This is a genomic window from Streptomyces sp. NPDC001137 (assembly GCF_040298885.1).
GTDB lineage: Bacteria > Actinomycetota > Actinomycetes > Streptomycetales > Streptomycetaceae > Streptomyces.
Window position 1 is genome coordinate 577351 of sequence record NZ_JBEPBA010000004.1, and the last position, 10825, is coordinate 588175.

Below are 10825 nucleotides of genomic sequence, written 5' to 3' on the forward strand. Positions count from 1 at the left end.
TCAGCCCTCCTTCAGGCCTCGCACACGCACCGGGTAGGGCGGCTCGCTCGTGCCGCCCTCGCCCTGGCGCTCGACGATGAGCCGCCGTCTCGTCCAACGGGCGACGTAGCGCTCCAGTTCCGGCTCGTCCCATCCGTCACCCGCGTCCTGCACCACCAGCCCGCCCCCGCTCCGTCCCCGGGCGGGCGCCCAGACCTCCAGCTCCAGTCCGCCGTCGTCCCCGCGCACGGGGACGACCGCACCCGCGCGCGCGAGCACCGGAATCCGCGACAAGGGGGCGTCGAGGAGCACCTGCCCCGGCCCCTCGTACACCTGCTCCGTCACCGTGTCGTACCAGCGCCCCCGGGGCAGCTGCACCGCCCGCCGGTCCGCGCCCGGGTCGAGCACCGGCGCCACCAGCAGACAGTCGCCCAGCAGGAACGCGTCCTCGCAGTCGCGCAGCGCACGGTCCTCGGGCGCCGCCCACCACAGCGGCCGTACATACGGCGCTCCGGTGCGCCGGGCCAGATGCGCGAGCGTCATGAAGTACGGCAGCAGCCGACGGCGTTCGACGAGCGCCACGCGCGCGTGCTCCAGAACTTCGGCACCGAACTCCCAGGGCTCCCGGCGCCCCGCCCGCAGACTCGCGTGCGTGCGGAACAAAGGCAGGTACGCGCCCAGCTGGAGCCAGCGCAGATACAGCTCGGGCGACGGGCTCCCGTCGAAACCACCCACGTCCGGCCCCGAATACGGCACACCGCACAGCCCCAGCCCCATGACCAGCGACAGTGAGGCCCGCAGCCCGGGCCAGCCCGTCGACAGGTCACCGGACCACGTTCCCCCGTAGCGCTGCAGGCCGGCCCAACCGGAACGCGAGAAGATGAACGGCCTTTCCTCGGGAGCCAGCTCACGCAACCCCTCGTAGGCGGCCCTGGCCATGCCCAGCGCGTAGACGTTGTGCGCCTCCCGGTGGTCTCCGCCCCGTCCTTCCAGCGAGTGCCTCGCCGAACGCGGCAGCGTCGACTCCCCGAAAGCGGCGAACGAAGTGGGCTCGTTCATGTCGTGCCAGAAACCCGAGAACCCCTGGGCGAGCCGCTCCTCGTACAGACCGCCCCACCACTCACGCACGCGCGCGTGCGTGAAATCCGGGAAGACCGCCTCTCCGGGCCACACGACCCCCCGCACCAGCCGCCCCGAAGCGTCACGCACGAACGCGTCCACCGCGGCCCCGCTCGCGTACACCGCGTTGTCCTCTGCGGCCTTGACCGCGCAGTCGACGATCGACACCAGCCGGATGCCGTCCCGGCGCAGCTCCTCGGCCAGCACCGGCAGCTTCGGAAAACGCTCCTGGTCGACCGTGAACACCTGGTGCTCGTCGTAGTGGTCGATGTCCAGATGGACGGCGTCGAGCGGCAGCCCGCGCTCCTGGTAGCCGGAGACGATCCGCCGCACCTCCTGCTCACTGCCGAAGCCCCAGCGCGCGTGGTGATGGCCCAGCGCCCACGCGGGCGGAAGCGCGGGCGCACCCGTCAGGGACGCCCAGGTGAGCAGCACGCGCGCGGGGGTGCCCACGACCACCCAGCAGCGCAGCGGGCCGCCGTCCATCCGCAGCTCGCACGTCCCCGCCCGGTCGTGCCCGGAACCGGCACCCTCCTCGCCCTCCCGCAGCGTCACCGTGCCGTCCCACGAGGTGTCGTGGAACACCAGATGCGTCGCCGCGTCGGCCACCACCAGCTGCACCGGCATCGTGAGGTACAGCGGATCCTCTCCGGGACCGAACGCGCGCCCCTGGTCCGTATTCCACAGGCGGTACGTTCCTTCGCGCAGCCGCGGCCCCGATGCCCGCCCGCCGAGCCCGAAGAACCGCGCGTCCGCGGCCGTCTCCGAGCGCTGCATCCAGCGCGCGGTACCGCCCCCGACCGGCTCCCACCACCGGGGCGGCAGATCACGGCGCAGGGGCACGCCTCCGGGGGTGAGCACCTCGATCGCGCCGTGCCGCGAGACGACGACCGTCACCCGCTCGGCCACGACCCGCCAGCCGCCGTCCTTGTCCGGCTCCAGGACCGCCCGGGGATCCGGCTCCGGACAGCGGCCCGAGAGCGCGTACGACGGCTCCGGAGAGGCCCCGTCCCAGCCCCAGAAGACCGCCCCGTTCACCGCGACGAAGATGCGCAGCTCGGACCGGCTGAACCGGACGATGCCACCGCCCGGACCGGGCTCCACCTCCTGCACGGTCCCGGGCACCCGGGCACGCTCGGCACCCCGCGACGGCAGCGCGGAGGCATCGGCACGCCTCCTGCGCCACGCAGCCCTCACGGTACGCAACCCCTGGGCCGACCTCACCGAACCGACCACCCTTATCGAACGCACCAGGTCACGACCGTCCATGCTGCTCACCCTGCCATTGACCGCCCCACGCGCGCGTGTCGTTCAACTGCCGTTCACCCGTGCCAGGACCACATCTTCACGACGCGGACTATGTGGGGCGCGCCCTGGTGTAGAAGTCGATCACATGGCATCGTCCGTGTCAGCCGCGTCACGCGCACACCCCAGCCCGTGCGCGACCGACGCATACGACGCGCACAGTCCGGGAGCCGCCCCATGTCGACCGTGAACCCCCAGCCGCTCTGGCAGCCAGATCCGGAACGCATCGCCCAGGCGCAGGTCACGAAGTTCCAGGCCTGGGCGGCCGAGCAGCACGGCGCTCCCGCCGAGGGCGGCTACGCGGCACTGCACCGCTGGTCCGTCGACGAACTGGACACGTTCTGGGAAGCCGTCACCCAGTGGTTCGACGTACGGTTTTCGACGCCCTACGCGCGCGTACTCGGCGACCGTTCGATGCCGGGCGCCCAGTGGTTCCCCGGGGCGACTCTCAACTACGCCGAGCACGCCCTGCGCGCAGCCGCCACCCGCGCGGACGAACCGGCCCTCCTGCACGTCGACGAGACACACGAGCCGCGCCCGGTGACCTGGTCCGAGCTGCGCCGCCAGGTCGGCTCCCTGGCCGCCGAACTGCGCGCCCTCGGCGTACGCCCCGGAGACCGCGTCAGCGGCTACCTCCCGAACATCCCGCAGGCCGTCGTCGCCCTCCTCGCCACGGCCGCCGTGGGAGGCGTCTGGACGTCCTGCGCCCCCGACTTCGGCGCCCGCAGCGTCCTGGACCGCTTCCAGCAGATCGAACCGGTCGTCCTGTTCGCCGTCGACGGCTACCGCTACGGCGGCAAGGAGCACGACCGGCGCGACATCGTCGCCGAGCTGCGCCACGAACTGCCCACGCTGCGTGCCGTCGTCCACATCCCCCTTCTCGGCACCGAGCCCCCCGCAGGGGCGCTCGAGTGGTCCGCCCTGACCAGCGCGGACGTGGAACCGCTCTTCGAGCAGGTCGCCTTCGACCACCCCCTCTGGGTGCTCTACTCCTCGGGCACGACCGGCCTGCCCAAGGCGATCGTCCAGTCTCAGGGCGGCATTCTGATCGAGCACCTCAAACAGCTCGGCCTGCACTGCGACCTGGGCCCCGAGGACCGTTTCTTCTGGTACACCTCGACCGGCTGGATGATGTGGAACTTCCTCGTCTCCGGCCTCCTCACCGGAACGACGATCGTGCTCTACGACGGCAGCCCCGGCTTCCCCGACACGGGCGCCCAATGGCGCATCGCCGAACGGACCGGAGCCACCCTCTACGGCACCTCGGCGGCGTACATCATGGCCTGCCGCAAGGCCGGCGTCCACCCGGCCCGCGACTTCGACCTCTCCAAGGTCCAGTGCGTCGCCACCACCGGATCCCCGCTGCCGCCCGACGGATTCCGCTGGCTGCACGACGAGGTGCGCGACGATCTGTGGATCGCCTCCGTCAGCGGCGGCACGGACGTGTGCTCCTGCTTCGCGGGAGCCGTACCGACCCTCCCGGTGTACATCGGCGAGCTCCAGGCACCCGGCCTCGGCACCGATCTGCAGTCCTGGGATCCGACCGGCAAGCCCCTGATCGACGAGGTCGGCGAGCTCGTGGTCACCAACCCCATGCCGTCGATGCCGACCCGCTTCTGGAACGACCCCGACGGCAGCCGCTACCACGACAGCTACTTCGACACCTACCCCGGTGTATGGCGCCACGGCGACTGGATCACCGTCACCTCCCGCGGCTCGGTCGTCATCCACGGCCGCTCCGACTCGACGCTCAACCGCCAGGGCGTGCGCATGGGCTCGGCCGACATCTACGAAGCCGTCGAGCGCATCCCCGAGATCAGGGAATCCCTCGTCATCGGCATCGAACAACCTGACGGCGGCTACTGGATGCCCCTGTTCGTGCACCTCGTTGCCGGCGCCACCCTGGACGAGGCCCTGCTGGCCCGGATCAAGCAGACCATCCGCGAGCAGCTCTCACCGCGCCACGTACCCGACGAGATCATCGAGGTCCCCGGCATTCCGCACACCCTCACCGGAAAGCGCATCGAGGTCCCCGTCAAACGCCTCCTCCAGGGCACTCCGCTGGAAAAGGCCGTCAACCCGGGCTCCATCGACAACCTGGATCTGCTGCACTTCTACGAGGACCTCGCCCGCAAACGCGCCTGACCCGGCCCTCTCAACCGCCGTAGGTGGCCTCGGACTCACCGAGCACGGCAGCGAAGTCCGAGGCCAGTCGCCCCGCGTCGACCGGCTCCAGCTCGGGCACGGAGATCCGCACCCCTGGGGGCGACGAGGACCGGAACCGGGCCCCGGCGGCGATCCACCAGCCGTACGAGCGCAGCCCGTTCACCACGGCCGACTCGTCCTGCACGGGCACCCACAGGTTCATCCCGCTGGCTCCGCACGCAGGAATGCCGCGGTCTTCCAGCTCACGCAGGAGTGCGCCGCGGCGCACCTCGTACGTCTCCTGGGCACGCGCCACCAACGCGCGCGTGGCGGTGTCGGTCAGCAACCCGTGCACGGTCTCCTGGAGGAGATGACTGACCCATCCGGAGGTGAGCAGCAACCGCCCGTCGTGGCGGGCCAGTGTCGTCGCGTCGCACGCGGCCGCCGCCCACCGCAGGTCGGTCCCGAGGAACTTGCTCACCGTGCGTACATGCACCCAGCGGGTCAATCCGCTCCCGGTCAGTGAGTGGAGGGACGCGGCGGCGACGGCCGACGCGTGGTCGTTCTCGACGACCAGCACGTCAGGCTGGTCCCCGAGCACGTCCACGAGCGCGTCCCGGCGTGCCACGGAGAAGCAGCCACCGTACGGGTTCTGTGCCCGAGGACTGCACACCACAGCTCGCACACCTGCCCGCAGCGCCCCCCGCAGGGCCTCGGGGCGCACACCCTCGTCGTCCACGGCCACCGGCACGATGCGCAGCCCCAACGCGGTGATCAGGTCCAGCAGATGGTGGTACCCCGGGTCCTCCATCGCCACGGCGTCGCCGGGGCGCAACTCCACGGACAGCAGCCGTCCGATCAGATCCAACGCCCCATGCGCGAAGGTCACATGCTCCACGGGGACCCCATCGGCCCCCATCCAGTCACGCGCGGCGTCCTCCAGCCGCGCCAGCCTCGGCGTCGAACGGTGCGAACGGGCACCGGGGGACAGCCGTGACGGCGGTACGAGAGCGGGCAACAGGGCGGGATCCGGATGTCCGCCGGACAAGTCCCGCAGCCCCTGTGGGACCTTGGGCGGCCGCCGTGAGGCCACCGCGGGAGCCGGGGCCACCACGGTCCCGCCCCGCCCGCGTGTGACGACGATGCCCCGCCGACGCAGCTCCTTGTAGGCGGTGGCGACGGTGCCGGGGCTGACTCCGAGGTCATCCGCGAGCCGCCGCACGGGAGGCAGCGCGGCTTCGGGCCTCAACGACCCATCCGTCACGGCCCGTTCGACGGACGCCGCAATTCCCTTGGCCGTCGTACCAGAGATCCCATATTGTGTTGCCACGTTGAAAATTATGTATCAGTACATAACTGAAGGCAAGGGGGAGCAGTGCATCCGATGCGCCGCGCAGCCGCATGGTCGAGCCGCATACCCGGAGGGCGTGACGGACGCAGAATGCTCACCATCGCCCTCGTCGACCGCATCGGCAGCGGGCTGTGGGCGTCCGTCTCCGTCCTGTACTTCACCTACGTCTCGGGTCTCTCCGTCACCCAGGTCGGCACGCTCGCCGCAACCGCCGGAGCCATCGGCATCGCCGGAGCGCCCCTCGGGGGCCGCATCGCCGACCGATTCCCGCTCACCCGCGTTCTGCTCGCGGTCCAACTCCTGCGCGCAGTGGCCTCCCTGGCGCTCCTCACCACGAACGACTACGCCCTGCTCCTCGCCTTTTCCGCGGTCGGCAGCCTCGGAGACCGCGCGGCGAGCGTCCTCACCAGGCTTTACGCCACCCGCGTGGCAGGACCCGACCGCGTCCGCTACCAGGCCGTCCACCGCACCATCGCCAACGCCGGCTGGGCCCTGGGCGGTCTTGCCGCCGCGGCCGCCCTGGCCCTCGGCACCACCTCCGCCTATCAGTGGCTCCTCGCCGGCGACGCCCTCTCCTTCCTTGCCTCCGCCCTCCTCACCCTGCGCTGCGGCGAGCCCCCGTCCGCCTCCCGCACTGTCGCCACCTCGAAGACCCCACCCGCGACCAAGACGACCAGGGCAAATCCCTGGCGCGACCGCACCTACCTCGCCTACGTCGCCACCGAAACCGTTCTCTTCCTCGACGACGCCGTCTTCAAGGTCGGCCTTCCGCTGTGGATCGCACACGCGGGCAACGCACCACACGGCCTCGCACCCCTGCTCCTGGTCCTCAACAACGTGATGGTGGTGGCCCTCCAGGTTCCCCTGGCCCGTTTCGGGACCACCACTGCGGCCGCCCGCGCGCTCCTCCTCCCGCTGTCAGCCGCCTTCGCTCTCGGCGGCATCGCCATGGCGCTCTCGGCCACCGGGGAAACCGTCACCGCGACCCTGCTCCTCACGGCGTCGGCTGTCGCCTTCACCGTTGCCGAGATGCTCCACGCCACCATCTCCTGGGAACTCTCCGTCGCCCTGGCCCCCGGCACCGCGCAGGGCGCCTACCTCGGCGTGCACGGCCTGGCCCAGTCCGCCCAACGCAGCGTCGGGCCACTGGCCGTCACCGCCGCCATCACCACGGGCCCGGCCGGCTGGCTGACCTTCGGCGCCATCATCGGCCTGACCTGCCTGATTCAGCACCGCCTGGTCCGTGATCGCCTCACGCGGACGCCATTGTCAGTGCCGCCGGTTACTGTGAGTGAGCATTGATCGACCGTGTACAGGGGGAAACATGGCGCACAACGACCACCAGACGATGCGACGCGACCTGCGTCGCGAAATCGCAGGCACCATCGGCCTGCTGACCGACGAGCACGACTTCCGTGCCATGCGGCGCTACCGCAGCTTCGCCTTCGACAACCACACGAGCTACCTCCAACAGGTAGAGGCGCTCCTCAAGACACGCGCCTCCCAGGGCAGCCACACCGCCGTCGCCCTCTTCGACCCGCAGGAGTACGCGGAATTCTGCGCCGACACGGGCCTCGACCCCGACGTCCAGTCCAGCCGCACCCGCTTCACCGCCGAACTGGCCACCAAAGGACCCGTGCTTCCCTACGAGGGCCAGCCCCTGGCCGACCTGGTCCCCGCCCTTGTCGACGAGGCCGTCCGCCAGGCCACCTGGGAGTACGCATCGACACTCCTCGCCCGCCTCGGCGCCTGCGCCTCCTGCGGCGAGGACATCGGCCGCGCCGCCTTCACACGCGCCTCCCACCTTCTCGTACGCATCCTCGACACAGCAGGGGCAGGCAAGCGCCACCTCGTCTGCAGTGTCACGGCAACACCCGAGACGCTCCTGTCCGCCCTCCACGCCGACGAGGACGACGAGGGCGCCATCCAACTCGACGAGGCCGAAGCCCTCGAATTCACCACTGTCCTGGCTCTCGGCATCGCCACCCAGAGCCCGGGCGGACTCGTCATTCGCACCAGCGCCCCCGGCACCACCGACCGCGTCTACGGCTGGCGTCTGCGCGGGGAAGGCCTCGAACCCCTCACGGCCGGCGAGGTTTTCGACGCCTACTGCACCGACATCGAATCCGGAGACCTGATCTCCCCGGAATCAGACGTCGACTACTGCGTACCGCCGGACCTCGGGGAGGAAGGACAGACACCGGGTCACCGCCACTGACAGCAGAAGGGGCGTTCCACCCGCGGGTGGAACGCCCCTCAAGAACAGCCGGCGAAACAATCAGCCGACGTGCCGACTCGGCTACTCGCCGGACAGCACCGCCTGAGCCGCGGTGCGCGCATCCTCGGCGCTCTCCGCAGCCCGCGCCGCAGCGGCAGCACGCTCGCACTGGGCCAGCGTGTACTTGCCGAGAGTGGCCCGCACATAAGGAATCGACGCCGCACCCATGGAAAGGGAGGTGACACCAAGACCGGTCAGCACACACGCGAGCAGAGGGTCGGACGCCGCCTCACCGCACACGCCACAGCTCTTGCCCTCGGCCCTCGCCGCCTCAGCGGACAGCGCCACCAGATCGAGGAGAGCGGGCTGCCACGGATCCTGCAGACGGGACACCGCACCCACCTGACGATCGGCCGCGAACGTGTACTGCGCGAGGTCGTTGGTCCCCAGGGACAGGAACTCGACCTCCTGCAGAATCGACCGAGCCCGGAGCGCGGCCGAAGGAATTTCGACCATGGCGCCGAACTTCGCCTGCAGTCCCGCTTCACGGCAGGCGTCCGCGAACGCCTTGGCGTCGGCACGGTCCGCCACCATCGGGGCCATGACCTCGAGGTAGACCGGCAGCCCCTCCGCGGCCTTCGCGAGCGCCGTCAGCTGGGTGCGCAGAACCTCGGGGTGATCGAGCAGCGTCCGCAGACCGCGAACGCCCAGCGCCGGATTGGGCTCGTCGGCCGGAGTGAGGAATTCCAGCGGCTTGTCCGCGCCGGCATCCAGTACACGGACGACCACACGGCCCTCGGGGAACGCCGCGAGCACCTGCCGGTACGCCTCGACCTGCTTCGCCTCCGAAGGGGCGTTCTTGCTGTCGTCCAGGAAGAGGAACTCGGTACGGAACAGGCCCACACCCTCAGCCCCGGCCTCGACGGCGGCGGGCACATCCGCAGGCCCGCCGACGTTGGCCAGCAGCGGCACCTTGTGACCGTCGGAGGTGGCGCCGGGACCGGTCGAGGCGGCGAGCGCTGCCTTGCGCTCGGCGGCCGCGGCCTCCAGCTGCGCCTTCTTGTCCTCGCTGGGGTTCACGAAGATCTCGCCGGTGCTGCCGTCGACAGCGATCACCGTGCCCTCGGCGAGCTCACCGGCGCCCGGCAGCGCCACGACGGCCGGAACACCCAGCGCCCGCGCCAGAATCGCACTGTGGCTGGTCGGCCCACCCTCCTCGGTGACGAAACCGAGGACCAGTGCGGGGTCGAGCAGCGCCGTATCGGCGGGCGCAAGATCACGTGCAATAAGAACGTACGGCTCGTCGCTGTCCGGAACACCAGGCATCGGCACCCCGAGCAGCCGGGCGACGATACGATTCCGCACGTCATCCAGATCGGCCACACGACCGGCCAGGTACTCGCCGGCACCGGCCAGCAGGGCCCGGTAGGCGGCGAAAGCGTCGTACACGGCACGCTCGGCCGTGCTTCCGACGGTGATACGCCGTTCGACGTCCGCCATCAGCTCGGGGTCCTGCGCCATCATGGCCTGCGCCTCGAGCACCGCCTGGGCCTCGCCCCCGGCCAGATTGCCGCGCGCCATCAGATCGGCCGCCACAGCGTCCACGGCCTGGCGGGCGCGCCCCTGTTCACGCTCCGCGTCCTCCGCCGGAATCTGCTTGGCAGGCGGCTCCAGCACCGCCGTTCCCATGTGCCGAACCTCGCCGATCGCCACACCGTGACTCACACCGACGCCTCGCAGCGTTGTCTCCATCTCACCCGTCTCCGATAGTGCGGCGGGTCCCGCCGCCGCCGTGGTTGTCCTGCACGCCGTCATATGACGGCACTGACGTCACTTCCAGACGAAAAGACTGTCGCCCGCCTTCACGTCACCATCGTCACGAAGATCGGAGAGAGCCTCGGCAGTGGCCTCGAGCGCCACGATCGGGCACACCGCGGATTTGCCGGCCGCTTCCACGGCCGCCGGGTTCCACCGGACCACGCCCTGTCCCCGTGTCACCGTGTCGCCCTTGTTCACCAGCAGCTCGAAGCCGTCACCGTTGAGCTGCACGGTGTCGATACCAAGGTGTGTGAGCACACCGTGCCCCTGCTCGTCGACGACGACGAAAGCGTGCGGATGAAGAGAGACGATGACTCCGGCCACGGGAGCAACGGCCTCGGACGGTTCGCGCACGGGGTCGATGGCCGTACCCGGGCCCACCATGGCCCCGGAGAAGACGGGATCAGGCACTGCAGCCAGGCCGATGGCGCGTCCTGCGATCGGGGACGTCACGGTGGTCATGGGAAGCCTCCCAGAGGTGGAGATCCATATGGGCCGTCACTGCCTGTACCGGACGGCGCACTGTGGAGCAGCGTATGTCAGATGAACTGGCGGTTCCGCATGGAAGATACCGGATAGTGGTCTAGACCACCAGCTCGCTCAATTTGCACGCGCTTCCCGGCCGCGTGTACAGTCGTACTCCTGCTTGAGGCCGAGCGGCGCCACTGAGTGTCCTGGCTTCAGCAGCACCCACACTTGTCAGATCCTATCTCGGGGTCACCTTCTGCATGTCTGCAGCCAGGTGGTCAGGGGGACGGAAAAACACTGATAGAGTTTGGAACACCGAAGGGAAGCGCCCGGAGGAAAGCCCGAGAGGGTGAGTACAAAGGAAGCGTCCGTTCCTTGAGAACTCAACAGCGTGCCAAAAATCAACGCCAGATATGTTGATA

At 70.1% G+C, this 10825-nt stretch carries 7 protein-coding genes; 3 read left to right on the top strand and 4 right to left on the bottom strand.

The features are described from left to right. A complete protein-coding gene (locus ABT254_RS11210) occupies positions 1 to 2367 on the bottom strand; it encodes a glycoside hydrolase family 31 protein (RefSeq protein ID WP_351466862.1) in 2367 nt (788 codons plus the stop codon). A 213-nt stretch (positions 2368 to 2580) separates the two neighbouring features. On the opposite strand from ABT254_RS11210, the gene ABT254_RS11215 reads away from it, so the two are divergent. Next, positions 2581 to 4548: an acetoacetate--CoA ligase gene (locus ABT254_RS11215; RefSeq protein ID WP_351466864.1), complete on the top strand. Its 1968-nt coding sequence runs from the start codon at positions 2581 to 2583 to the stop codon at positions 4546 to 4548. Between the two features lie 10 nt (positions 4549 to 4558). Here ABT254_RS11215 and ABT254_RS11220 read toward each other — a convergent pair whose 3' ends face one another. Further along, positions 4559 to 5878, bottom strand: a complete 1320-nt coding sequence (locus ABT254_RS11220; RefSeq protein ID WP_351466867.1) for an aminotransferase class I/II-fold pyridoxal phosphate-dependent enzyme — start codon at positions 5876 to 5878, stop codon at positions 4559 to 4561. 111 nt (positions 5879 to 5989) lie between these two features. Between ABT254_RS11220 and ABT254_RS11225 the strand changes: the two genes are divergently transcribed. Continuing rightward, complete coding sequence (locus ABT254_RS11225) at positions 5990 to 7201, top strand: MFS transporter (protein WP_351466869.1); 1212 nt, start codon at positions 5990 to 5992, stop codon at positions 7199 to 7201. Positions 7202 to 7223: 22 nt separating this feature from the next. Then, entirely contained in the window at positions 7224 to 8117 is an 894-nt protein-coding gene (locus ABT254_RS11230; protein WP_351466871.1) for a DUF8829 domain-containing protein, read from the top strand. An 81-nt stretch (positions 8118 to 8198) separates the two neighbouring features. Here ABT254_RS11230 and ptsP read toward each other — a convergent pair whose 3' ends face one another. Together ptsP and ABT254_RS11240 are read right to left on the bottom strand one after the other, a co-directional pair. Then, complete coding sequence (gene ptsP, locus ABT254_RS11235; RefSeq protein ID WP_351466874.1) at positions 8199 to 9869, bottom strand: phosphoenolpyruvate--protein phosphotransferase; 1671 nt, start codon at positions 9867 to 9869, stop codon at positions 8199 to 8201. 78 nt (positions 9870 to 9947) lie between these two features. Next, positions 9948 to 10397: a PTS sugar transporter subunit IIA gene (locus ABT254_RS11240; protein WP_351466877.1), complete on the bottom strand. Its 450-nt coding sequence runs from the start codon at positions 10395 to 10397 to the stop codon at positions 9948 to 9950. Positions 10398 to 10825 lie beyond the last annotated feature (428 nt).

Excerpts from the sequence above, each read along its gene's own strand:
- ABT254_RS11225 (WP_351466869.1), top strand. The coding sequence starts at position 5,990 with ATGCTCACCATCGCCCTCGTCGACCGCATCGGCAGCGGGCTGTGGGCG.
- ABT254_RS11215 (WP_351466864.1), top strand. The coding sequence starts at position 2,581 with ATGTCGACCGTGAACCCCCAGCCGCTCTGGCAGCCAGATCCGGAACGC.
- ABT254_RS11240 (WP_351466877.1), bottom strand. The coding sequence starts at position 10,397 with ATGACCACCGTGACGTCCCCGATCGCAGGACGCGCCATCGGCCTGGCT.
- ptsP (WP_351466874.1), bottom strand. The coding sequence starts at position 9,869 with ATGGAGACAACGCTGCGAGGCGTCGGTGTGAGTCACGGTGTGGCGATC.
- ABT254_RS11210 (WP_351466862.1), bottom strand. The coding sequence starts at position 2,367 with ATGGACGGTCGTGACCTGGTGCGTTCGATAAGGGTGGTCGGTTCGGTG.
- ABT254_RS11230 (WP_351466871.1), top strand. The coding sequence starts at position 7,224 with ATGGCGCACAACGACCACCAGACGATGCGACGCGACCTGCGTCGCGAA.